Here is a 23,194-nt window from a genome sequence, read left to right on the forward strand (position 1 = left end):
CATCGGGCGTGATGCGAGGATCCCCCGATGACCGCCGCCCGCAAGCACCTGACCCGCGACGACCTCGCCCCCCTCGCGCGCGCGGCGACCGGCCGCGGCCTGTCCGCCGTCGACCGCCTGCGCGGCGGCAGCAAGAAGGGCGCCTACCGCCTCGCCCTCGACGACGACACCACCGCCGTCGCCTACGTCTGGTCGCCCGACGAGGACTACTGGGACACCGACCCGCCCGACCTCCGCGACCCCTTCTCCCACGGCACCGGTTTCGACCTGTTCACGGCGGCGTACGACCGCCTGACCGCGGCCGGCGTCCGCACACCCCGCCTCCTGTACGCCGGTGACGGCCAGGTGGTCGTCGAGGACATGGCGGGCGGCAGCCTGGAGGAGGCCCTGCGCCGGGACCCGGCCGCGGCACGCGCCTCCCTGGACCTGCTCGCCGCCCAGCTCGGACAGCTGCACGCCCACGAGGGCCCGACCTTCGGCAAGGTCGCCCTGGTCGACAACGGCGGTACCCCGTCGGCCCGTTCATGCGAACAGCGCGTCACCGAGGGCGCTCTGCGCGACATCGAGGAGATCGCCGTACGGGATCCACGGGCGGCCGCGGCCCGCGAGCAACTCACGGACGCCGTACGGGCGTTGGCGGCCGCCGTCCGCCCACGTGCCCGGTACTCCCTCATCCACGGCGAACTCGGCCCGGACCACGTCCTGTTGACGCCGGACGGGCGCCCGGCCCTCATCGACATCGAGGGGCTGCTGTACTTCGACGTGGAGTGGGAGCACGTGTTCCTGCGGCTCCGCTTCCAGCGGCACTACGAAGCCCTGCACGTCCCGGACCTCGACGAGGACCGGCTCCGGCTGTATCGCCTGGCCATGCATCTGTCCCTGGTGGCGGGCCCGTTGAGGCTGCTGGACGGCGACTTCCCGGACCGGGTGCGGTTCCGGGACATCGCGGAGCACAACCTCCGGCAGGCGCTCAGCCTCCTGACGGCCTCCTCATGATCTTCGAGCCGAGCCACACCAGCGGGTCGTACTTGCGGTCAACGGCCCGTTCCTTCAGGGGAATCAGCGCGTTGTCCGTGATGTGGATGCCCTCCGGGCAGACCTCCGTGCAGCACTTGGTGATGTTGCAGTAGCCGAGGCCGTGCTCGTCCTGGGCGGTCTTCTTGCGGTCCAGGCCGGACTCGGCGGCGGCGTCCAGCGGATGCATGTCCAGCTCCGCGACCCGCATGAGGAAACGGGGCCCGGCGAAGGCGGACTTGTTCTCCTCGTGGTCGCGGACCACATGGCAGGTGTCCTGGCACAGGAAGCACTCGATGCACTTGCGGAACTCCTGCGAGCGGTCCACGTCCTCCTGGAACATGCGGTACTCGCCGGGGCCCACCCCCTCCGGCGGCACGAACGCCGGCACCTCGCGCGCCTTGGTGTAGTTGAAGCCGACGTCGGTCACCAGGTCCCGTACCACCGGGAAGGCACGCAGCGGGGTGACCGTGATCGTCTCCTCGCGGGTGAAGACCGACATACGGGTCATGCACATCAGGCGCGGGCGGCCGTTGATCTCGGCGGAGCACGAACCGCACTTTCCCGCCTTGCAGTTCCAGCGGACGGCGAGGTCGGGGGCCTGGGTCGCCTGGAGGCGGTGGATGATGTCGAGCACCACCTCGCCGTCGTTCACCTCGACCTCGAAGTCCTCCAGGCCGCCGCCCTCGACGTCACCCCGCCACACCTTGAAGCGGGCCTCGTAGCTGCTCACTCGTAGAGCTCCTCTTCGGAGAGGTACTTGACCAGCTCCTCCTTCTCGAAGAGAGCGAGCAGGTCGGCGCGGATGGGTTCGGTGGTCTCGCGGGTCAGGTCGATCTGGCCGCGGACGGGGTCCGTGGCCGCCAACCCGCCCGTGGGGTCGGTCAGTCGGCACAGCAGGTTGATGTTGCGCCAGTTGCGTTCCATCGTCGGATGGTCCTCGCGGGTGTGGCCGCCGCGCGACTCGGTGCGCTCCAGGGCGGCCCGTGCCACGCACTCGCTGACCAGCAGCATGTTCCGCAGGTCGAGCGCGAGATGCCAGCCAGGGTTGAACTGGCGGTGGCCCTCGACCCCGGCCCGGCGCGCCCGTACCCGCAGATCCGCGAGCTTCTCCAGGGCCTGCTCCATCTCGCCCTCGCGGCGGATGATGCCGACCAGGTCGTTCATGGTCTGCTGGAGTTCCTGGTGGAGGGTGTACGGGTTCTCCGGCGGGCGTCCGTCGTCCTCGCCGGGGGCGGGGCCCTCGGCGGAGAAGGGGCGCAGGGCCTCGGCCGCCGCCGTGTCGACCTGGACCTCGTCCACCGGCGGACGGCTGTCCGTAAGCCCGGTCGCGTACTCGGCCGCGTGCCAGCCGGCCCGGCGTCCGAAGACCAGCAGGTCGGAGAGGGAGTTGCCGCCGAGGCGGTTGGAGCCGTGCATACCGCCGGCCACCTCGCCGGCCGCGAACAGCCCGGGCACCCCGCGGGCCGCCGCCGAGTCGGAGTCGACCGCGATACCGCCCATCACGTAGTGACAGGTCGGCCCGACCTCCATCGCCTCCGCCGTGATGTCGACGTCCGCCAGCTCCTTGAACTGGTGGTACATGGACGGCAGCCGACGCCGGATGACCTCGGCGGGCATACGCGTCGAGACGTCCAGGAAGACACCGCCGTGGGGCGACCCCCGGCCCGCCTTCACCTCGGAGTTGATGGCCCGCGCGACCTCGTCACGCGGCAGCAGCTCGGGTGGCCGCCGGTTGTTGTCCGGGTCCTCGTACCAGCGGTCGCCCTCCTCCTCCGACTCGGCGTACTTCTCCTTGAAGACGTCTGGGACGTAGTCGAACATGAACCGCTTGCCGTCGGAGTTCCGCAGGACACCTCCGTCGCCGCGGACCGACTCGGTGACGAGAATCCCCTTCACCGACGGCGGCCAGACCATGCCCGTCGGGTGGAACTGCACGAACTCCATGTTCAGCAGCGGCGCTCCGGCCAGCAGCGCGAGCGCATGCCCGTCGCCCGTGTACTCCCACGAGTTCGAGGTCACCTTGAAGGACTTGCCGATGCCACCGGTGGCGATGACGACGGAGGGCGCTTCGAGGACGAAGAAACGGCCGGTCTCACGCTCGTATGCGAAGACGCCGGAAACCCGGCTGCCGTCCTTCAAGATCCTTGTGACCGTGCACTCCTGAAAGACCTTCAGGCGGGACTCGTAGTCCCCGGTCTCCTTCTTGTCCTCCTGCTGGAGGGACACGATCTTCTGCTGGAGCGTGCGGATCAGCTCCAGTCCCGTACGGTCGCCGACATGCGCGAGCCGCGGGTATTCGTGCCCGCCGAAGTTGCGCTGCGAGATGCGGCCGTCCTTCGTGCGGTCGAAGAGGGCGCCCCAGGTCTCCAGCTCCCAGACCCGCTGCGGGGCCTCCTGGGCGTGCAGCTCGGCCATCCGCCACTGGTTGAGGAACTTGCCGCCGCGCATGGTGTCGCGGAAGTGGACCTGCCAGTTGTCGTGCTCGTTGGCGTTGGCCATCGCTGCCGCGATGCCGCCCTCGGCCATCACGGTGTGCGCCTTGCCGAACAGCGACTTGCAGATCACGGCCGTACGGGCGCCTCGTTCGCGCGCCTCGATGGCGGCCCGGAGGCCCGCGCCCCCGGCGCCGACCACGACGACGTCCCACTCCTGGCGGTCGACCACGGACATCAGTTAGGCCCCACTCATCTCAGTCAGAAGAAGCGCGGATCGTCGAAGGCACCGGACGCGAGCAGATAGACGTAGAAGTCGGCGAGCGCCACGCTCACCAACGACGCCCAGGCCAGCAGCATGTGACGGGCGTTCAGTTTCCCGACGAACTGCCATGCCTTGTAGCGCACGGGGTGTTTGGAGAAGTGTTTGAGCTTCCCGCCGACGATGTGCCGGCAGGAGTGGCAGGAGATCGTGTACGCCCAGATCAGCGTGATGTTGACCAGGAAGACGAGGGTGCCGAGGCCCATGTGGCCCCAGTTCTCGTCGGTGTCCCGGAAGGACAGCACGGTGTCGTACGTCAGGATGCCCGCGACCACGATCGCCGCGTAGAAGAAGTACCGGTGGATGTTCTGCAGGATCAGCGGGAAGCGCGTCTCGCCCGAGTACTTCTTGTGCGGCTCGGCCACCGCGCAGGCCGGCGGGGACGCCCAGAAGCCCCGGTAGTAGGCCTTGCGGTAGTAGTAGCAGGTCAGGCGGAAGCCCAGCGGGAAGATCAGGATGATGATCGCCGGGGAGATGCCCCACCAGCTGCCGAAGACGTCGGCGTTGGGGCCCGAGGGCATGTTCTTGCAGTTCTCCGCCAGACACGGCGAGTAGAACGGGGAGACGTACGGCGCCGAGTAGTAGTCCGCGTTGGCGAACGCCCGCCAGGTCGAGTAGACGATGAAGGCGAGCAGCCCGGCCGCGGTGGCGGCGGGGGCCAGCCACCAGCGGTCGGTGCGCAGATGCGGGGCGTCGATCGCGGCGCGCGTACCGGTGCGTACGCCGCCGCTGTTCAGATGTGGTTCCGTACCAGTGGCCAACTCATGACTCCGGTCGGTGTCGGGGGGCGCTCAGTGGTGTTTGCCGTGGTGCGCGCCGAGACCCTCGTCGTCGGAGTCCGTCCACAGAGAGTCGTCGTACGGCTGGTCGGGGATGGTGACGAGTTCGGGCTTGCGGGGCGTGGCCTGGACAGCCGCCGCCGCGCGCAGGAGCTGGACGCTCTCGCGCAGGTGGTCGGCGTCGGCACGGACGCGTCGCACGTCCAGGCTGCCGCTGCCGAGCTGCTGCTCCAGGCGGCCCACCGAGCGGGACAGGTCGTCGAGGCAGCGCTGGACTGACGTCAGGTCGTCTTGCACGGACATGACGTGACCTCACTTCCGTCGGCCTTGCGGCCTAGGTGGCAACGTTCATGCGCCTGCGAGTGTTGCGCGTCACACCTGTCGGTGGGAAGGGATGTGCAGCGATTGGCGGATTGCACGCCTCCAGTGCACGCCCGCATGCGCTCTGTGTGCGCCGGGGAGCGCATTGCGTCGGCATTGCGCCGCACGGGTGGGCTTGCCCGCCCCTGCCGCCGTGTCGCCCCCGGTAGGCGAACCCTTTCCTCTTCAGTGGGGCCGTAGATCTGATCAACTCCAAAATACCGCCAAATGTGATCAGAAGCCCTATTCATGGCAATGGGTGGGAGCGGCTCTCCGGAGGTAACCCAAAGATGTCGAACGACGGCCCGGACAGCGCCCTCGAGGGGTGCGGGGCGGCATCGGATTTGCGGCTACCGCCGCGCGAGCGCGACAAGCCACGACGGACCCGCAGACGACCGACGACCGACCGCGCGGCACTCCGCTCGGCCGCCTTTCTCACCGCCGGCGCGCTGGCCATCCCCCTGCTCACCTCATGCAGCTCGGACGACCCCGCGGGCAAACCCCTCGCCGCCCAGGACATCGCCCCCGCCGCCCGGGAGCTCGTCGCGGACGGCGGCACCCTGCGCTGGGCCGTGGACGACGTGCCGGAGACCCTCAACACCTTCCAGTCGGACGCCGACGCGGCCACGAGCCGCATCGCGCAGGCCGTGCTGCCGTCGATGTACCGGATGGACTCGGCCGGCCGCCCCGTCCGCAACGCCGACTACCTGGAGTCCGCCAAGGTCGTCGACACCGAGCCCAAGCAGGTCGTCGTCTACAAGCTGAACCAGCAGGCGGTGTGGAGCGACGGCCGCGAGATCGGCGCCGCCGACTTCGCCGCCCAGTGGCGCGCCCTGTCCGGCAAGGACAGCGCCTACTGGACCGCCCGCAACGCCGGCTACGACCGCATCGAGAAGATCGAGCGCGGCGCGAACGACCTGGAGGTCAAGGTCACCTTCGCCCGCCCGTACGCCGACTGGCGGTCCCTGTTCTCGCCGCTGTACCCGAAGGATGTCATGGGCACCCCCGACTCCTTCAACGACGGCGCCCGCCGCAAGCTCAAGGTCACCGCGGGACCCTTCGCCCTCAAGAAGGTCGACCGCAAGAACGACCAGGTCACCCTCGCCCGCAACCCCCGCTGGTGGGGCCGGCCCGCGAAGCTTTCCGAGATCGACCTGATGGCCGTACCGCGTGACAAGCGTGCCGACGCGCTGGCCGCGGGGAAGATCGACCTGGCCGAGATCGACCCGTCGGGGGCCCAGCGCATCGCCCTCGCGGACCGGGCGAAGTCCGGCACGAACACGCCGTTGCAGGGCGCCTCCCCGCTGATGGGTTCCGTCGGCGGCGGGCGGGTCGCCGCGAAGTCGCTGCGCTCCTGGGCGCTGGCGCACGGCACCGACGAGGACGCGGCCGACGACGAGGTGCGCGCCCTCGCCAAGCAGCGCAAGAAGATCGCCAAGCTCCGGAAGCAGCAGGAGACCCTGCGCGGCTTCGAGGTCCGCAAGTCGCTGGAACCGGCCTTCACCCAGCTCGCCCTCAACGGCTCCGAGGGCCCCCTCGCCGACGAGCGCGTCCGCCGCGCGGTGGCCCGGGCCCTCGACCGGGAGGCCCTGGCCGAGGCCGTGCTGAAGCCGCTCGGTCTGCCCGCGGTGCCGGTCGGCAGCCACCTCGCGCTGGCCGGGCAGGAGGACTACGCCGACAACAGCGGCGCGATCGGCGGCCAGGACACCGCGGAGGCACAGGCGCTGCTCGCGGACGCCGGGTGGGTGCCGGGCGGGCCGATCAAGGAGCAGAAGAAGGGCGAGAAGGCGGCCGGGTCCAAGGGCAAGAAGGCGGACGACGAGTCCGAGGGCGGCGACGACGGCACGTACATCGTCGGCGAGGACAACAAGGGCGACACGAAGAACAACGGGCACAACGGCGAGGACGGGTCGAAGCACCTCGCCGACGGCAAGCAGTACGGCGAGAAGCACCTGAAGCAGGGCGGGGCGCCGGGTGCCTACGCGCCCAAGGGCACGGCGGCGCCGGGCGGGGCGGCGGCCGCGCAGCTGGCCAAGGACGGCAAGCCGCTGACCCTGCGCTTCGTGCTGCCGTCGGGCGACGGGTCCGAGACGCTGCGTACCGTGGCCGAGCGGATCAGCAAGATGCTGGCGCGGGTCGGGATCCGTACCGACATCGTGAAGGTGTCCGACGACAGCTACTTCAAGGACCACATCGCGGCCGGGCAGTACGACCTCGCCCTGTACTCGTGGCCCGCGTCCGCCTTCCCGGCGACCGACGCCCGCCCGATCTACGCGAAGCCGGTGCCCGCGGCCGACGGCTCGCTGGACGTCGAGCAGAACTACACGCGGGTCGGCACGGACCAGGTCGACCAGCTGTTCGACCAGGCCATGGCCACGCTGGACGACGACGAGAGCCGGGACCTGATCAGGAAGGCCGACTCCAGGATCTGGGCGGCGGCGGGCTCGATCCCGCTCTACCAGCGCCCCCAGCTGACGGCCGCCAAGAAGGACGTGGTGAACGCCGGGGCCTTCGGCTTCCAGACGCCGGTGTACGAGGACATGGGGTTCCTGAAGAAGGGGGCCAGGCCGTCGGCGAGCGCGTCGTAGCTCAAGGGTCGCTCAACACGCTTGCCGTGTCCGCCCGGCGCCCGCACCATGAGGTCGGTATCGATCATGGTGCGGGCGCCGGGCGTTCGTGCACGGGGGAGACGGGGGCGCGGAATGCGCACTATCAGGCGGGGGAGCTGCGCGGCTGGACTGGTCGCGGTGGTGCTGGCGGCGGGGCTGACCGCCTGCTCCGGCGGTGACAAGAGCGACGACGAGGGGGCGAAGGCCTGCTCGAAGGGGACGTACGCCTGGTCGGACGTTCGGCGTACGCAGAAGCTGACCGCGCTCGCCGATCCCATCGTCTTCAAGAAGAAGACGGCGTCCTATACGAGCCACCTGAAGCCGGTCGGCGACACCGTCTACCGGCCCAAGGTCACGGGTGTCCCCACGGGCGCCACGGCGGCCGGAGTGATCAAGCAGCTGGGCGCGTACCTGAAGGTCGAGGAGCCGCTGGCCGACCCGTCCGAGGCGGAGCGGCCCGCGCAGGACGAGTACTTCGAGACGACCGAGGACGACCTGAAGGGCGCGTACTACTCCTGGGCCTACGTCGGGCTGGTGGACGCCGACTTCACCTACACCTGCGGGAGCGACGAGCCGGTCAAGGGCCATGTGCTCACCTGGGACACGACCGGCAGCGGTTTCCTGTCCTGTGACATTCCCGCGGACCAGGCCTCCGGCCGTGCCGCCGCCCGCAAGACCTGTCCGGAGGGATCCAAGGCCGCGAAGGCCGCCTGATCCCGCCCCAGGAGGCCGCTCATCCCATCGCCCCGTACCATGGGGTGAGCCCGTGGCATGTTCAGCCCGGCAGGGTCCGCGTATCACCGACGTACGCGCAGGCCTTCCTCACACTCCAGGAGTACGCCTTCATGGCCACGCGCCACGACATCCGCAACGTCGCCATCGTCGCCCACGTCGACCACGGCAAGACGACCATCGTCGACGGAATGCTGAAGCAGGCCGGTGCCTTCGCCGCCCACCAGCTCGACTCGGTCGACGACCGCATGATGGACTCGAACGACCTGGAGCGTGAGAAGGGCATCACGATCCTCGCCAAGAACACGGCGGTGAAGTACCACCCCAAGGACGGCGGGGACGTCATCACCATCAACATCATCGACACCCCGGGCCACGCCGACTTCGGTGGCGAGGTCGAGCGTGGTCTGTCGATGGTCGACGGTGTCGTGCTGCTCGTCGACGCCTCCGAGGGGCCGCTGCCGCAGACCCGGTTCGTGCTGCGCAAGGCGCTCCAGCAGCGCCTGCCCGTCATCCTGTGCATCAACAAGACGGACCGCCCGGACTCCCGCATCGACGAGGTCGTCAACGAGACGTACGACCTCTTCCTGGACCTGGACGCGGACGAGGAGCAGATCGAGTTCCCGATCGTCTACGCCTGCGGCCGCGACGGCATCGCCTCGCTGACCAAGCCGGAGAACGGCACCGTGCCCGCCGACTCCAACAGCCTGGAGCCGTTCTTCTCCACGATCCTGGAGCACATCCCGGCCCCGACCTACGACGAGGCCGCCCCGCTCCAGGCCCACGTCACGAACCTGGACGCCGACAACTTCCTCGGCCGTATCGCGCTGCTCCGTGTCGAGCAGGGCGAGCTCAGGAAGGGCCAGACCGTCGCCTGGATCAAGCGGGACGGCACCGTCAGCAACGTCCGCATCTCCGAGCTGATGATGACGGAGGCGCTCACCCGCAAGCCCGCCGAGAAGGCCGGCCCGGGTGACATCTGTGCCGTCGCCGGTATCCCGGACATCATGATCGGCGAGACCCTGGCCGACCCCGAGAACCCCGTCCCGCTCCCGCTGATCACGGTCGACGAGCCCGCGATCTCCATGACCATCGGCACCAACACCTCCCCGATGGTGGGCCGCGGCGGCTCCGGCAAGGGTGCCGACGCGAAGGCCGCGGTCAAGGACCGCAAGGTCACGGCCCGTCAGGTCAAGGACCGCCTCGACCGCGAGCTGGTCGGTAACGTCAGCCTCCGCGTGCTCGACACCGACCGCCCGGACGCCTGGGAGGTCCAGGGCCGCGGTGAGCTCGCGCTCGCCATCCTCGTCGAGACCATGCGCCGGGAGGGTTACGAGCTGACGGTGGGCAAGCCGCAGGTCGTGACGAAGGACGTCGACGGCAAGGTGTACGAGCCCGTCGAGCGCATGACCATCGACGTGCCCGAGGAGCACATGGGCGCCGTCACGCAGCTCATGGGCGTCCGCAAGGGCCGCATGGACAACATGTCCAACCACGGCTCGGGCTGGGTGCGCATGGAGTTCGTGGTGCCCTCCCGTGGACTCATCGGCTTCCGCACCGAGTTCCTGACCCAGACCCGCGGTACGGGCATCGGGCACTCCATCCACGAGGGCCACGAGCCCTGGTTCGGGAACCTGCAGACCCGTAACAACGGCTCCCTGGTGGCCGACCGCGCCGGTGCCGTCACCGCGTTCGCGATGACCAACCTCCAGGAGCGCGGCGTGCTGTTCGTCGAGCCCGGCACCGAGGTGTACGAGGGCATGATCGTCGGCGAGAACTCGCGCTCCGACGACATGGACGTCAACATCACCAAGGAGAAGAAGCTCACCAACATGCGGTCGTCCACGGCCGATGTGACCGAGTCGATCGTCCCGCCGCGCAAGCTCTCCCTGGAGCAGTCCCTGGAGTTCTGTCGCGACGACGAGTGCGTCGAGGTGACCCCGGAGGCCGTCCGCATCCGCAAGGTGAACCTGGACGCCCGCGACCGCGCCCGCGCCGCGAGCCGCGCCAAGCACGGCTGATTCCGGCCGCTCCCGTCCCACGCGGCGCCGGGCATTCCGCAACGCGGGGTGCCCGGCGCCGTGTTGTGTGCACAGACCATGTGTGCAGTGGCGTGGGGCGCAGAGATAGGGAAAACCCTAGTTCTCGTTCCGGTTCCGCAAAGGCGGATCGAACCGCACTAGGCTTCTGCCAGGGTGAGAACTGTCCCTCCGCTGTGAAGCCCGCCAACTGCCTTCAGACACAGGCCTGTTGGCCGAAAGCGGTCTGTCGGGCGCCCATACACAGCGGACTCGGATCCGCAAGCGAATTTTCATGCCGTTCGCGTTCGGTATACGGACATGCAGGTCCGATAGGTGTGTAACAAGTCCGTTTCGCAGGGATCTTTCGTCAAACCGTTTGTCCGGATTTTGGAAGATGTTCGTGTCAGGTGTGATCGAACCGAGACCTTTTCAGTGTGGTTCGGCCACGGTGCATGGCAGATAGTTAGGCGCGTAGAGCTCGGATCAACGGGTCACGTCGTCGCAGGCGGCGCCGACTCACGAGCGCGGGGGCACTTGACCGTTTCAGGCACCGGTGACGGTGACGTGTCATGTGCTCCTCCATGCGGTGAACCAATGGACTCATGAGGAGGAGCCCCATGCGTGGTGCCAAGAGCGCCAAGTGGGTTGCGATAGCTGCGGTTGTGGCGCTGGGGGCCACTGCGTGTGGCGGTGGCAGTGACGACAAGGGCAGCGACAGCAAGGCCGCCGTCGACCCGAACGGCAAGTTCTCGGTCGAGGTGGGCGAGCCGCAGAACCCGCTGCAGCCGGCGAACACCATGGAGTCCAACGGCAGCATCGTCATCCGCTCGCTGTTCTCGGGCCTGGTCGACTACGACTCGAGCGGCAAGATCGTCTACGTCAACGCGCAGTCGGTCGACTCCAAGGACAACAAGACCTTCACGGTCAAGCTGAAGTCCGGCTGGAAGTTCCACGACGGCACCCCGGTGACCGCCGACTCCTACGTCAAGGCGTGGAACTGGGCCGCGAACCCGGCCAACAAGCAGACCAACAGCTTCTGGTTCTCCGACATCCAGGGCTACGACGACGTCGCCCCCGCGAAGGGCAAGCCGAAGGCCACCACGCTCTCCGGCCTGAAGGTCGTCGATGACAACACCTTCACCATCACGCTGTCGAAGGCGCTGCCGTACTTCGTCTACAAGCTGGGCTACGAGGTCTTCGACCCGCTGCCGGAGTCCTTCTACAAGGACCCGAAGGCGGCCGGTCAGCACCCGATCGGCAACGGCCCGTACAAGTTCGTCAGCTGGCAGCACAACAAGTCCATCGAAGTTGCCAAGTTCGACGGCTACAAGGGCCCGAACGCCGCGAAGAACGGCGGCGTGATCTTCAAGAACTACACCAGCCTCGAGACGGCGTACCAGGACCTCAAGTCCAACAACGTCGACGTGCTGCGCCAGATCGCGCCCAAGGACCTGCCGGTCTACAAGCAGGACCTCGGCGACCGCGCGGTGGACCAGGCCTACTCCGCGATCCAGACGATCGCCGTGGCCTACTACACCAAGCAGTGGAAGGACATCGACCCCAAGGTCATCCAGGGTCTGTCGATGGCCATCGACCGCAACACCATCACCAAGACGGTGCTGCAGGGCACGCGTGAGCCCGCCACCGGCTGGGTCGCCAAGGGCGTTCTCGGCTACCAGCCGAACGCCGCCGGGGACGTCACGACGTACAACCCGACGAAGGCCAAGGCGCTCATCAAGGAAGGCGGCGGCGTTCCGGGCAACCAGATCTACATCCAGTACAACGCCGACGGCGGCCACAAGGAGTGGGTGGAGGCGGTCTGCAACTCCATCACCAACGCCACCGGTGTGAAGTGCTCCGGCGACTCGAAGGCCGACTTCCAGGCCGACCTGAACGCGCGTGACGCGCACGAGGTCAAGTCGCTGTACCGCTCGGGCTGGGTGCTGGACTACCCGTTCAACGCCAACTTCATCCGCGACCTGTACGGCACCAAGTCGGACGGCAACCAGGGCGGCTTCTCCAACAAGACGATCGACAGCGAGATCGCCGCGGCCGACGCCGCGCCGACGCTGGAGGACTCGGAGAAGAAGTACCAGGAGATCGAGAAGCAGCTCCCGAACTACATGCCGAGCATTCCGCTCTGGTACTACAAGGTCAACGCGGGCTACTCGGAGAACGTCACCGGCGTCAAGTACGCCCAGGACGGCGACCCGATCCTGACCGGCGTTCAGGTCAAGAAGAAGTAACCACAAGCCCGTACCCGGGGCGCGGCTGCTCGCGCCCCGGGCAACGGCAGTGGCTGGGGGGCCCTTTCCGCACGCATCAAGCACCGGTGCGCGAGGAAAGGGCCCGTCGGCTGCCGCTGTGACTGACATGGAGGCACGATGGGGCGCTACGTCGCACGACGACTGCTCCAGATGATCCCGGTCTTCATCGGGACCACCCTGCTGATCTTCCTCATGGTGTACGCCCTGCCCGGTGACCCCGTGCGCGGGCTGTTCGGCGACAAGGGCGCCAGCCCGCAGGTGATCGCCCAGCTGAGACATGAGTACGGCCTGGACCAGCCGATCCTGGTCCAGTACTGGCACTACATGCGGGACATGATCCTGCACGCGGACTTCGGCACCCAGGTCGCCAGCGGCCGTCCGGTCACGGACGTGCTCGGCTCCGCTTTCCCGGTGACGCTCCGGCTCGCGGCCGTCGCCTTCGCCATCGAGATCGTCCTCGGCATCGCCCTGGGCATCGTGTCGGGCCTGCGCGCCGGCAGGGCCACCGACACCGGGATCCTGCTGGTCACCCTGCTGCTGATCTCGATTCCGGTCTTCGTCCTCGGCTTCATCCTTCAGCTCGTCTTCGCCGACCAGCTGCACTGGACGGATCCGAGCGTCAACGACCCCACCAACTACGGACAGTTGGTGATGCCGGGCTTCGTCCTGGCCACCGCCTCACTGGCCTATGTGACGCGCCTGACCCGTACGTCGATCTCCGAGAACCTGCGCGCGGACTACATCCGCACGGCTGTTGCCAAGGGCCTTCCCCGGCGGCGGGTGATCGGTGTGCACGTCATGCGCAACTCGCTGATCCCCGTGGTCACCTACCTGGGCACCGACATCGGTGCGCTGATGGGTGGCGCGGTCGTCACCGAGCGCATCTTCAACATTCACGGCATCGGTGGCACGATCGCCGATGCCATCACTCGCCGTGAGGGCACCACCTTGGTCGGCCTGGTGACCATCCTGGTCCTGGTCTACCTCCTCGCCAGCCTGCTCGTAGACCTGCTTTACGCGGTCCTTGACCCGAGGATTCGCTATGCCTGACGTGACCAAGACCGCGCCCGAGACCGGTGCCGAGGAAGCGGCCGTCGCCGCGGCCGGCGGGCCGCTGCCCCAGCCGAAGCCGGAGAAGGCCCGCAGCCTGTGGGGCGACGCCTGGGCGGATCTGCGCCGCAGCTGGATCTTCATCGTCTCCAGCGTGCTGATCCTGATCCTGCTGACGATCACGTTCTTCCCCGGCTGGTTCACCGGCGCGGATCCGATCCTGGGCGACCTGTCCAAGCACTACCTGCAGAAGCCCAAGCTGGGCGACATAGGCTCGCCGGACTGGCTCGGCTACGACCAGCAGGGCCGCAGCGTCTACGCGCGCCTCATCTACGGCACCCGGGCATCGGTGGCCGTCGGCTTCGGTACGACGATCGCGGTCACGATCGTGGGCGGACTGGTGGGCATGATCGCTGGCTACTTCGGCGGCATCACCGACTCGGTCCTCTCGCGCCTGACGGACATCTTCTTCGGCATTCCGTTCCTGCTCGGCACCATGGTGGTGCTGAACTCCTTCACGGACCGCTCGATCTGGATCGTCATCGGGGCGCTGAGCTTCTTCGGCTGGACGCAGATCGCCCGTGTCATGCGTGGTGCCGTCATCAGCACCAAGCAGGCCGACTACGTCGTGGCGGCCAAGGCACTCGGCGCGAGCACACCGCGCATCATGTTCCGGCACATCCTGCCGAACACCCTGGCTCCGGTGATCGTCGTCGCCACGATCTCGCTCGGCATCTACATCGGCGCCGAGGCCACACTGTCCTTCCTGGGCCTCGGCCTCAACGGCGTGTCCTGGGGCAACGACATATCCGACGGCGGCAGCTCGATCCGTATCGCGAAGTGGATCATGCTCTACCCGTCCATCATGCTCAGCCTTACGGTGCTGGCGTTCATCATGCTCGGTGAGGCCGTCCGCAACGCCCTCGACCCGAAGATGCGCTGAGGGAGGCGTACGTGACCATCATCGAAGAAGTTTCCGTGCCCTCGCCGCGCGACGGCGACGGCGGCCCGCTGCTCGAAGTGCGTGACCTGCACGTCGAGTTCCACACCCGCGAGGGCGTGGTCAGGGCCGTCAACGGCGTCAACTACAGTGTCAGCGCGGGCGAGACGCTCGCCGTCCTCGGCGAGTCCGGTTCCGGCAAGTCGGTGACCGCGCAGGCCATCATGGGCATCCTCGACATGCCGCCGGCGAAGATCCCGCAGGGCGAGATCCGCTTCCGCGGCCAGGACATGCTCCAGATGTCCGGCGAGGAGCGCCGCAAGATCCGCGGCCGGCGCATCGCCATGATCTTCCAGGACGCGCTCAGCTCCCTGAACCCGGTGCTGTCCGTCGGCTACCAGCTCGGCGAGATGTTCCGCGTCCACCACGGCATGTCCAAGAAGGACGCCAAGGCCAAGGCGATCGAGCTGATGGACCGGGTGAAGATCCCGGCCGCCGCGGCCCGTGTCAACGACTACCCGCACCAGTTCTCCGGCGGTATGCGCCAGCGCATCATGATCGCCATGGCGCTCGCGCTGGAGCCGGAGCTGATCATCGCCGACGAGCCGACCACGGCCCTCGACGTGACCGTGCAGGCCCAGGTGATGGACCTGCTCGCGGAGTTGCAGCGCGAGTACAACATGGGTCTGATCCTGATCACCCACGACCTCGGCGTGGTCGCCGACGTCGCGGACAAGATCGCCGTGATGTACGCGGGCCGGATCGTGGAGACCGCGCCGGTGCACGAGCTGTACAAGCGGCCCGCGCACCCCTACACGCGCGGTCTGCTGGACTCGATCCCGCGCCTGGACCAGAAGGGCCAGGAGCTCTACGCGATCAAGGGCCTGCCGCCCAACCTGCTGCGCATCCCGACCGGTTGCGCCTTCAACCCGCGCTGCCCCAAGGCGCAGGACATCTGCCGGACGGACGTCCCGGCGCTGCTGCCGGTCACCGAGCAGGACGGCGGCGAGCTGCCGGGCCGTGCCTCGGCCTGCCACTTCTGGAAGGAGACGCTCCATGGCTGAGCTCAGTAAGAACGACGAGCCGCAGGACGCGACGCCGAACGTCTCCGACGTCGAGGTGGCGGAGGTGCACTCCGAGGCGGAGGCCGTAACCGCCTTGGACGCGCCCGTCGACCGCGGCGAGCCCATCCTCCAGGTGCGCAACCTCGTCAAGCACTTCCCGCTGACGCTGGGCATCCTGTTCAAGAAGCAGGTCGGCGCGGTCAAGGCCGTCGACGGGATCTCCTTCGACCTGCACCAGGGCGAGACCCTGGGCATCGTGGGCGAGTCCGGCTGTGGCAAGTCGACGGTGGCGAAGCTCCTGATGAACCTGGAGCAGGCGACCGCGGGCGAGATCTTCTACAAGGGCCAGGACATCACCAAGCTGTCCGGGCGCGCGCTGAAGGCCGTCCGGCGCAACATCCAGATGGTGTTCCAGGACCCGTACACCTCGCTCAACCCGCGTATGACGGTGGGCGACATCATCGGGGAGCCCTTCGACATCCACCCCGAGGTGGCACCGAAGGGCGACCGGCGCCGCAAGGTCCAGGAACTCCTGGACGTCGTGGGCCTCAACCCCGAGTACATCAACCGTTACCCGCACCAGTTCTCGGGCGGTCAGCGCCAGCGCATCGGCATCGCCCGCGGCCTGGCACTCAACCCCGAGATCATCATCTGCGACGAGCCGGTGTCGGCGCTGGACGTGTCCGTCCAGGCGCAGGTCATCAACCTGATGGAGCGCTTGCAGGACGAGTTCAACCTCTCCTACATCTTCATCGCGCACGACCTGTCGATCGTCCGGCACATCTCGGACCGGGTCGGTGTGATGTACCTCGGCAAGATGGCCGAGATCGGCACCGACGAGCAGATCTACGAGCACCCGACGCACCCCTACACCCAGGCGTTGCTGTCGGCCGTGCCCGTGCCGGACCCGGAGGCCCGCGAGCACCGCGAGCGGATCATCCTCACCGGCGACGTGCCGTCCCCGGCCAACCCGCCCTCGGGCTGCCGCTTCCGTACGCGCTGCTGGAAGGCGCAGGACAAGTGCGCGGAGGAGGTGCCCCTGCTGGCGATCCCGGAACGCTTCAAGGGCGCGGACACCCCGGCGGCACACGAGTCGGCGTGCCACTTCGCGGAGGAGAAGGACGTCGTCCACGCGGCGTGACCTCTGCAACGGCCAACGGTTCCCGGCATCCCAGGTGGGTGCCGGGAACCGGCGTTTTCCCGAAGAGAGCCCGAAGAGAGGTCGACTTGCTGCACCACGTTGAGCTGTGGGTGCCGGATCTGCGGCGGGCAACCGGAGAGTGGGGCTGGCTGCTCGGTCGGCTCGGCTGGGTGCCGTATCAGGAGTGGGAGCGGGGACGGAGCTGGCGGGCGGGGGACACCTACCTCGTCGTCGAGGAGTCCCCGGCGATCAGCGCCCCGACGCACGACCGCACCCGTCCCGGCCTCAACCACCTCGCCTTCCACGCCGGTTCAGCCGCTGACGTCGACGCACTGGCCGAAGCCGCCCCCGCCCACGGCTGGCAGCCGCTCTTCGCCGAGCGGTACCCCTACGCCGGCGGGCCCGAGCACTACGCCGCCTATCTCGCCAACTCCGACGGTTTCGAGGTGGAGCTGGTGGCCGGCGAGGTCAAGTAGTCACCCGCGCCCGCGCCCAGTGGCACGCCACCTGCCCCTCCCCGCTCCCCGCCAGCACCTCCAGATCCCGGGTCCGGCACGCGTCCGCCACCCCCGCCTCCTCCGCCTCTCCGCTCGCCAGCACCTGGCAGCGGGCGTGGAAGCGGCAGCCGGTCGGGATGCGGGACGGGTCCGGGGGCTCGCCGGTCAGCACAACCGGCTCACCCGGCGCCTCCGGGAGGACCGACAACAACGCCTGTGTGTACGGGTGTCTCGGTGCCGTCAGGACCTGCTCCACCGTGCCCGTCTCCACGATCCGGCCCAGGTACATCACCGCCACCCGGTCGGCGATGTTCCACGCCAGCCCCAGGTCGTGGGTGACCACCAGCGCGGACAGGCCCAGTTCCGTACGCAGGCGTAGTAGCAGGGCCAGGATCTCGCCGCGCACCGAGGCGTCCAGGGACGCCACCGGCTCGTCGGCGACCAGGAGTTCGGGCTCCAGTACCAACGCGCCCGCGATCACCACCCGTTGCCGCTGGCCCCCCGACAGCTCGTGCGGGTAGCGGAGGAAGAAGCGTTCGGGGGGTCGGAGCCCCGCGCGCGCCAACGCCCCTGCCACCGCCGCCTGTTCGTCACCCCCGTAGCCATGGATCCGCAGGCCCTCCGCCACCGCCTCGTACACCGTGTGCCGGGGGTTCAGCGAGCCGCTCGGGTCCTGCAACACCAGCTGTGCCCGCTTCCGATACGCCTTCAGCGCACGGGAGTTGTACGCCAGCGGCTTCCCGGCGAAGCTGACGCTGCCCCCGGTCGGCGGCACCAGGCCCAGCAGTGAGCGGGCCAGCGTCGTCTTGCCGCAGCCCGACTCGCCGACCAGCGCCACGATCTCCCCGGCCCCGATGTCGAGTTCGACGCCGTCCACGGCCCGCGCCTCGGGCGCCCCGTGCCGTCCCGGGAACGTCACGTGCAGTCCCCGTGCGCTGAGCAGAGGACCGGGAGTCGTCATGTCGTACTCCTTACTGCAGCACCCACGTGCACACAGGCCGCCCGCCGCCCCGGCGCGCCCTCCCGCAGCCACTGGTCCTCCACCTCGCACCCGTCCAGCGCCACCGGGCAGCGCGGATGGAAGGTGCAGCCGGACGGCAGGTCCGAGGGGTCCGGGGGGTCGCCCGGCAGGCCGCGCGGGGCGAACCGGGAGGCGGGGTCGCCGATGCGCGGGAAGGCGCCCGAGAGGGCCTTGCCGTACGGGTGCAGCGCGTCCTCGTACACCGCCCGGGCCGGGCCCTCCTCGACCACCCGGCCCGCGTACATGACCGCCAACCGGTCGCAGGTGTCGGCAAGCACCGCGAGGTCGTGGCTGATCATGATCAGGCCCAACTCCTGCTCGCTGACCAGTTGTTCGATCAGTCGGAGGATCTGCGCCTGGATCATCACGTCCAGGGCGGTGGTGGGCTCGTCGGCGATGACGAGCTTCGGATCGCAGGCCAGCGCCATCGCGATCATCACGCGTTGCCGCTGGCCACCCGAGAGTTCGTGCGGATACGCCCGTGCCCGCGCCGTCGGCAGGCCCACCTGCTCCAGCAGCTCGCCGGTCCGTTTCCGCGCCGCCGCCGCGCCCGCGCCGCCGTGCAGCAGGATCGGCTCGGCGATCTGGTCGCCCACGCGGTGCACGGGGTTGAGGGAGTGCATGGCGCCCTGGAAGACGATCGAGGCGCCCGCCCAGCGCACCGCGCGGACCTGCCCCCACCGCATCTTCAGGACGTCCTCGCCGTCGAGCAGGATCTCCCCGCCGACCTCGGTGCCGGCCGGCAGCAGCCGCAGCAGCGCCAGTGCCAGCGTGGACTTGCCGCAGCCGGACTCGCCCGCGACACCGAGCTTGCTGCCGGAGTCGAGGGACAGGTCCACGCCCCGTACGGCAGCCGCCCCGTTCGGGTACGTCACGGTCAGGTCCCGGACCTCCAGGAGCGTCAACGGGCCACCCCCAGCCTCGGGTTGAGCACGGACTCCACGGCCCGCCCGCACAGCGTGAACGTCAGCGCGACCACCGCGATCGCGATGCCGGGCGGCACCAGGTACCACCAGTCGCCCGCACTGACCGCACCCGCCTCCCGCGCGTCCTGCAGCAGCCCGCCCCACGAGATCACGGTCGGATCCCCGAGCCCGAGGAAGGCCAGCGTCGCCTCCGCCAGCACGGACGAGGAGATCATCAGGGTCGTCTGGGCGAGCACCAGCGGCATCACATTGGGCAGCACGTGTCTCGTCATGACGTGCCAGTGGCCGCCGCCCAGCGCCTTCGCGCGTTCGATGTACGGCCGTGACTCCACCGCCAGCGTCTGGGCGCGCACCAGCCGGGCCGTCGTCGGCCAGGAGGTGACGCCGATCGCGAGAATCACCGTGCCCAGCGAGCGGGACATCACGGTGGCCAGCGCGATGGCGAGGACCAGCGTCGGCATGACGAGGAACCAGTCGGTGATCCGCATCAGCACGGTCGCGTACGCGCCCTTGAAGTGCCCGGCGGTGATCCCGACGACCGCCCCGATCGCCACCGACAGCACGGCCGCGAGCAGGCCGACGAGCAGGGAGACCCGGGAGCCCCAGACGACCAGGCCGAGCAGGTCGCGCCCGAACCGGTCGGTGCCCAGCGGGAATTCGGTGCTCGGTGCTTCGAGGGGGTTGCCCGGGGCGTCGGTCACGCCCGTCACGTCGGAGCCGACGGTCAGCGGTGCGGTCAGCGCGACCAGCGCGAACAGGACGAGTGCGGCCAGGCCGACCAGTCCCGCGCGGTGGGTGCGGTACTGCTTCCAGAACCGTACGGCGGAGCGGCGGCGCCGCTGCCAGGCGAGCCGGCGGGGGGTCGCCCGTACCAGGTCGGTCGTCATCGGCCCACCCGGGGGTCGAGCAGCGGATAGATCAGGTCGGCCAGGGTGTTCATGACGATCACCGCCGAGGCGAAGACGAGGAACAGCCCCTGCACCAGGGGCAGATCGGGCACGCTGAGGGCCTGGTAGAACAGTCCGCCGAGGCCCGGCCAGGAGAAGACGGTCTCGACCAGGATGACGCCCGCGACGGTCCGGCCGAGGTTGACGAAGACCAGGGTGACCGTGGGCAGCAGCGCGTTCGGTACGGCGTGCCGGCGGCGGACGAGGTCGTCCCGAAGTCCCTTGGCGCGGGCGGTGGTCAGATAGTCGCTGCCCATCTCGTCCAGCAGCGCCGAGCGGGTCACGAGCAGTGTCTGGCCGTACTCGACCGCGACCAGTGTGATCACCGGAAGGACGAGGTGGTGGGCGACGTCCACGACGTACGCGAAGCCCTCCTTGCCGCCCGACTCCATGCCGCCGGTCGGGAACAGGCCGGGGATCGGGCCGAGGCCCACCGCGAACACGATGATGAGCAGCAGGCCGAGCCAGAAGGACGGGACGGAGTAAAGGGTGAGCGCCAGGCCGGTGTTGAGGCGGTCGCCGAGCTTTCCGTGCCGCCAGGCCGAGCGGGTGCCGAGCCACATGCCGAGCGCGGTGTAGAGGACGAAGGCGGTGCCGGTGAGGAGGAGGGTGTTGGGGAGGGCTTCCGTGATCTTGTCGATGACCGGGGTGCGGAACTGGTACGAGGTGCCAAGGTCGCCGGTGAGCGCCTTGCCGCAGTAGTCGGTGAACTGGTGCCAGAGGGGGAGGTCCAGCCCGAACTCCCTCCGGTACGCGGCGAGTTGCTCGGCGGACACCGGGCGGCCGCCGGTCATGGTCTTGACCGGGTCGCCCGGGATCAGCCGGAACAGGAAGAAGCCGGTGACGAGCACGGCCAGCAGCGAGACGACGGCACCGCCCGCCTTGGCGGCGACGTATCTCGGATAGCCGGTGCCGGTGCGGGGCCGTCTCGCCCTGGCGACCGGCGCTGTTACCGCTTCGGAGACCATGGACCACCTACTCGCGGTCGTCGGCGGTGGTGCGGCGGCGCATCGCGAGGAACACCCCGGCCGCGGCGAGGACGACGACTCCCGCGACGACCCCGATGATCACGCCGGTCGAGGAACCCCCGGAGGAGGACGAGGAGTCGGCGGGCACGGCCGACCACCAGCTCCAGTAGCCGTCCTGGCCGTAGATGTTCCCGGCCGCCTTGGGCATGGTCTCGATCGACTTGATCTGGTCGGTGCGGTACGCCTCGACGGCGTTCGGATACGCCATGACGTTCATGTACCCGAGGTCGTACAGCCGCGACTCCATCTGCTTGACGATGTCGGCCCGTTTGGCCGAGTCGTACTCGGCGAGCTGCTTGGCGTACAGGTTGTCGTACGTCTTGTCGCAGATGAAGTTGTCGGTCGCGCCGGTGTCCTTCGGGGTCGCGGGCAGGGCCGCGCAGGTGTGGATGGACAGCACGTAGTCCGGGTCGGGGTTGACGGACCAGCCGTCGAAGGCGAGGTCGTACTTGCCGGCGAGCCAGGGGTCGGTGACGTTGTCGAGGCAGTCGAGCGTCATGCCGATGCCGAGCTTGCCCCACCACTCCTTGAGGTACTGGCCGACCGCCTTGTCGTTCGGGTCGGTGGCGTGGCACAGGACGCGGTAGTTCAGCGGCTTGCCGTCCTTGCCGACCCGCTTGCCGTCGGCGTTCTTCTTGTAGCCCGCCTGGTCGAGGAGCTGGGCCGCCTTCGCGGGGTCGTACGAGAGGGTCTGGCTGCCCGAGGGCTGCCAGAAGTACGTGGAGAAGCGCGGCGGGATGTAGCCCTGGCCCTCGACCGCGTGGCCCTGGAAGACCTTGTCGATGATGGTCTTGCGGTCGACGGCCATGAACAGGGCGTGCCGGACCCGCTCGTCGAGCAGGGAGGGGTCGCCGTCGCCGAACTTCTGGCCGTTCTTGGCCTGGGCGCCCGGGTTGGTGGCCAGGGCGTAGAAGCGGCGGCCGGGGCCCTCGTTGACGTGGATGTCCTGCTGGCCCTTGAGGGAGGCCGCCTGAGCCGGCGTCAGGGCGGGCTGGCCGGCGACGAAGGAGACCTCGCCCTTGCGCAGGGCGGCGACCGCCGCGTCCTGGTCCTTGTAGTACTTGAAGACCAGCTCGTCGAACTTGGGCGCCCCGCGCCAGAAGCTCTTGTTCGCCTTCAGACGGACGTAACTGTCCGCCTTGTAGTCGGTGAGCACGAACGGGCCGTCACCGACGACCGGGAAGGACTTGTCGTTGTTGAACTTCGAGAAGTCCTTGACGTCCTTCCAGATGTGCTCCGGGACGATCGGCACGTCCAGGGCGGTCATCGTGGCCTGCGGCTTCTTCAGCTCGATGACCAGCTGGGTGGGGCTCGGGGCGGTCACCTTGCGGAAGTTGGTGACGAAGCTGCCGTTCGCGGTGGCGGCCGCCTCGTCGGTCATCATCTTGTTGAACGTCCAGGCGGCGTCCTCGGCGGTCACCTTCTGCCCGTCCGACCACTTCGCGTCCGAGCGGATCGTGTACGTCCACGTCAGCTTGTCGGCGGACGGCTTCCAGCTGGTGGCGAGGCCCGGCACCGGGTGCGCGTCCCCGGGGTCGTAGTCCGTCAGGTACTCGTACGTCAGCCGCAGGATGCTGGTGCTGAGCAGCCGTACCGCGAGGAAGGGGCTCAGCGAGTCGACGCTCTGGGCGACGGCGACCGTGAGCACCTTGTCGCCGTCGGCGGCCTGCGCCCGCTCGGGCGCCGGGTTCAGCGGTGTCGCGAGGCCTGCCGAGAGGGTCAGCGCGGCGGCGCCGGCGGCCGCGACCAGGCGCGGGGCGCGCGAGTGCGGGCTTCTCGGGTGTGAACGCCTTCTGCCGTGCTGGTCTTGAGTGCTCATGGAATCGTGACCTCGCGTCATCGCTCGCACAGGGACGGCTTGTCGGAGCTTCGGGACCGGATTTCGCCTGGTGACGCCAGCTGGGTGATGAGTGTGTCTATCAGCGGTGGTCTGCACCCGTCAACGGCGCATGAAACCTGCGTGGCCTGCGGAAACGCCGAATTGATGTGCGATCCTGCCGATATTGGTCCAGACCACTGAAGGGGTCCTGGTGAGGCGCTG

General features: G+C 68.8%; 19 protein-coding genes. 10 read left to right on the forward strand and 9 right to left on the reverse strand.

Annotation, left to right across the window (positions count from 1 at the left end):
• Positions 1 to 27: 27 nt before the first annotated feature.
• On the forward strand, positions 28 to 996 hold the full coding sequence (locus MQP27_RS17290; protein ID WP_242766079.1) for a phosphotransferase: 969 nt from the start codon (positions 28 to 30) through the stop codon (positions 994 to 996).
• On the opposite strand, the gene MQP27_RS17295 is transcribed toward MQP27_RS17290, so the two are convergent.
• Genes MQP27_RS17295 through MQP27_RS17310 form a run of 4 tightly spaced genes read right to left on the reverse strand, consistent with a single transcriptional unit; the run spans position 971 to position 4,853 of the window.
• A complete protein-coding gene (locus tag MQP27_RS17295; RefSeq protein WP_242766080.1) occupies positions 971 to 1,747 on the reverse strand; it encodes a succinate dehydrogenase/fumarate reductase iron-sulfur subunit in 777 nt (258 codons plus the stop codon). The genes MQP27_RS17290 and MQP27_RS17295 overlap by 26 nt on opposite strands.
• Positions 1,744 to 3,687, reverse strand: a complete 1,944-nt coding sequence (locus MQP27_RS17300) for a fumarate reductase/succinate dehydrogenase flavoprotein subunit (protein ID WP_242766081.1) — start codon at positions 3,685 to 3,687, stop codon at positions 1,744 to 1,746. The genes MQP27_RS17295 and MQP27_RS17300 overlap by 4 nt, the downstream gene beginning before the upstream one ends.
• Positions 3,688 to 3,710: 23 nt before the next feature.
• A complete protein-coding gene (gene sdhC, locus MQP27_RS17305; RefSeq protein ID WP_242766082.1) occupies positions 3,711 to 4,532 on the reverse strand; it encodes a succinate dehydrogenase subunit SdhC in 822 nt (273 codons plus the stop codon).
• A gap of 30 nt (positions 4,533 to 4,562) precedes the next feature.
• The gene (locus MQP27_RS17310) at positions 4,563 to 4,853 is read right to left on the reverse strand and encodes an Rv0250c family protein (protein ID WP_242766083.1); all 291 of its coding nucleotides are present in this window, start codon (positions 4,851 to 4,853) and stop codon (positions 4,563 to 4,565) included.
• A 347-nt stretch (positions 4,854 to 5,200) separates the two neighbouring features.
• On the opposite strand from MQP27_RS17310, the gene MQP27_RS17315 reads away from it, so the two are divergent.
• The 9 genes from MQP27_RS17315 (at position 5,201) to MQP27_RS17355 (ending at position 17,210) form a co-directional block, all read left to right on the forward strand.
• Entirely contained in the window at positions 5,201 to 7,498 is a 2,298-nt protein-coding gene (locus MQP27_RS17315) for an ABC transporter family substrate-binding protein (protein WP_242766084.1), read from the forward strand.
• 114 nt (positions 7,499 to 7,612) lie between these two features.
• On the forward strand, positions 7,613 to 8,233 hold the full coding sequence (locus MQP27_RS17320) for a hypothetical protein (RefSeq protein ID WP_242766085.1): 621 nt from the start codon (positions 7,613 to 7,615) through the stop codon (positions 8,231 to 8,233).
• A gap of 131 nt (positions 8,234 to 8,364) precedes the next feature.
• Entirely contained in the window at positions 8,365 to 10,272 is a 1,908-nt protein-coding gene (typA, locus tag MQP27_RS17325) for a translational GTPase TypA (RefSeq protein ID WP_242766086.1), read from the forward strand.
• A 617-nt stretch (positions 10,273 to 10,889) separates the two neighbouring features.
• Positions 10,890 to 12,518: a peptide ABC transporter substrate-binding protein gene (locus MQP27_RS17330; RefSeq protein ID WP_242766087.1), complete on the forward strand. Its 1,629-nt coding sequence runs from the start codon at positions 10,890 to 10,892 to the stop codon at positions 12,516 to 12,518.
• Positions 12,519 to 12,656: 138 nt separating this feature from the next.
• Positions 12,657 to 13,589: an ABC transporter permease gene (locus MQP27_RS17335; protein WP_242766088.1), complete on the forward strand. Its 933-nt coding sequence runs from the start codon at positions 12,657 to 12,659 to the stop codon at positions 13,587 to 13,589.
• The gene (locus tag MQP27_RS17340; protein ID WP_242766089.1) at positions 13,582 to 14,532 is read left to right on the forward strand and encodes an ABC transporter permease; all 951 of its coding nucleotides are present in this window, start codon (positions 13,582 to 13,584) and stop codon (positions 14,530 to 14,532) included. Before MQP27_RS17335 ends, MQP27_RS17340 begins: the two co-directional genes overlap by 8 nt.
• 11 nt (positions 14,533 to 14,543) lie before the next feature.
• Entirely contained in the window at positions 14,544 to 15,593 is a 1,050-nt protein-coding gene (locus MQP27_RS17345; RefSeq protein WP_242766090.1) for an ABC transporter ATP-binding protein, read from the forward strand.
• Positions 15,586 to 16,734 (forward strand): ABC transporter ATP-binding protein, encoded by a 1,149-nt coding sequence (locus tag MQP27_RS17350; protein ID WP_242766091.1) that lies wholly within the window; start codon positions 15,586 to 15,588, stop codon positions 16,732 to 16,734. The genes MQP27_RS17345 and MQP27_RS17350 overlap by 8 nt, the downstream gene beginning before the upstream one ends.
• An 86-nt stretch (positions 16,735 to 16,820) precedes the next feature.
• Positions 16,821 to 17,210: a VOC family protein gene (locus MQP27_RS17355; protein WP_242766092.1), complete on the forward strand. Its 390-nt coding sequence runs from the start codon at positions 16,821 to 16,823 to the stop codon at positions 17,208 to 17,210.
• Here MQP27_RS17355 and MQP27_RS17360 read toward each other — a convergent pair.
• The 5 genes from MQP27_RS17360 to MQP27_RS17380 are packed head-to-tail and all read right to left on the reverse strand — an operon-like array spanning position 17,203 to position 22,972.
• The gene (locus tag MQP27_RS17360) at positions 17,203 to 18,192 is read right to left on the reverse strand and encodes an ABC transporter ATP-binding protein (RefSeq protein WP_242766093.1); all 990 of its coding nucleotides are present in this window, start codon (positions 18,190 to 18,192) and stop codon (positions 17,203 to 17,205) included. The two genes, MQP27_RS17355 and MQP27_RS17360, sit on opposite strands and share 8 nt — an antisense overlap.
• The gene (locus MQP27_RS17365; RefSeq protein ID WP_242766094.1) at positions 18,189 to 19,157 is read right to left on the reverse strand and encodes an ABC transporter ATP-binding protein; all 969 of its coding nucleotides are present in this window, start codon (positions 19,155 to 19,157) and stop codon (positions 18,189 to 18,191) included. Before MQP27_RS17365 ends, MQP27_RS17360 begins: the two co-directional genes overlap by 4 nt.
• Positions 19,154 to 20,065, reverse strand: coding sequence for an ABC transporter permease (locus tag MQP27_RS17370; protein ID WP_242766095.1), 912 nt, complete (start codon positions 20,063 to 20,065; stop codon positions 19,154 to 19,156). Before MQP27_RS17370 ends, MQP27_RS17365 begins: the two co-directional genes overlap by 4 nt.
• Entirely contained in the window at positions 20,062 to 21,093 is a 1,032-nt protein-coding gene (locus MQP27_RS17375; RefSeq protein ID WP_242766096.1) for an ABC transporter permease, read from the reverse strand. The genes MQP27_RS17370 and MQP27_RS17375 overlap by 4 nt, the downstream gene beginning before the upstream one ends.
• A 7-nt stretch (positions 21,094 to 21,100) precedes the next feature.
• Positions 21,101 to 22,972, reverse strand: coding sequence for an ABC transporter substrate-binding protein (locus MQP27_RS17380; RefSeq protein ID WP_242766097.1), 1,872 nt, complete (start codon positions 22,970 to 22,972; stop codon positions 21,101 to 21,103).
• Positions 22,973 to 23,194: the final 222 nt, after the last annotated feature.

Source organism: Streptomyces cylindrosporus (genome assembly GCF_022698165.1).
GTDB lineage: Bacteria > Actinomycetota > Actinomycetes > Streptomycetales > Streptomycetaceae > Streptomyces > Streptomyces cylindrosporus.